This is a genomic window from Vibrio sp. 10N.261.55.A7, assembly GCF_002877365.1.
Taxonomy (GTDB): domain Bacteria; phylum Pseudomonadota; class Gammaproteobacteria; order Enterobacterales; family Vibrionaceae; genus Vibrio.
The window spans coordinates 1-1,127 of record NZ_MCWZ01000060.1; the positions used below are offsets into that span (position 1 = coordinate 1).

General features: G+C 43.7%; 1 pseudogene. It reads right to left on the bottom strand.

Annotated features, from left to right (window positions below):
* Positions 1–106: 106 nt before the first annotated feature.
* Positions 107–1,127, bottom strand: a pseudogene (locus BCU12_RS05030) (IS3 family transposase); the annotation flags it as partial.

Consider the following 1,127-nt stretch of genomic DNA (forward strand, 5'->3'; position numbering starts at 1 on the left):
ATGAGTATCAATGGCGTCATGTAAAAGAAGCCATGTTGCTCGGTGTTCCTGTTGAACTTTCCGTTCAAACACGAAGTGATCTGCTCCAGTTAGACTGGACACCGCATTAAGCGACATATTGTTTTTCAAAGTTAACAGGGTTTAGGTACCCAAGAGCACTGTGCCTTCTTGTTCGATTATAATCAACTTCGATATATTCAAAAAGCGCTTGGCGCATCTCTTCTCGCGTCATTATCGGCTCGTATTGGACGGCTTCTACTTTCATTGAGTGGAAGAAACTCTCAACACAGGCATTATCCCAGCAATTTCCCTTCCTACTCATACTTTGTTTTAGATTATGGGCTGAGATTAAGCCTCTGTAGTCTTTTGAACAATATTGGCTACCTCTGTCACTATGGATAATAACCCCTTCGGGCATGCCTCTACGGAATAATGCCATTGAGAGCGCATCACAGACCAGAGTCGCGGTCATTCTGGTGTTCATTGACCAACCAACTACTTGCCGTGAGTACAAGTCGATAACAACCGCTAAATACATCCAACCTTCGCTTGTCGCTAGATAGGTTATATCACCAGCCCATTTTTGATTCGGTGCTGTCGCATTAAAGTCTTGTTCAAGCAAGTTCGGGGCAACAGGAAGCCTATGTTTGCTGTCTGTCGTGCATTGGAACTTACGGGCGGCCTTCGCGACTAAGTTTTGGCGCTTCATGCTCGCGGCTATGTTAATACCATTTTCTTCAAGTTCTTTTTGAATACGCCTTGCACCATCGCGTTCCTTTTTATCATCAAAGATTTCTCGAACTTTGCTATCAAGCTGCTTTCGGTGTTCGTTGCGTTGAGTGATTTTATGGCGATTATCAATCCAATAATAAAACCCACTTCGAGAAACCCCAAACACCTTAGCCATACGGACAATCCTATATTGCGTCAGGTGTTCGAGCATAAACTCATAGCAATCTACTTTAGATTTTTCGCGAAGTAGGTGGCGGCCTTTTTTACGATGTCTAACTCCTCAGCTTGCTCAGCCAATAATCGTTTGAGTTTGGCATTTTCAGTGGCGAGTTCTTTTTCTCTATCGCTGATTTTCGCGTCTTTTTTGACGGCCTTAAGCCATCCATAGATTTGAG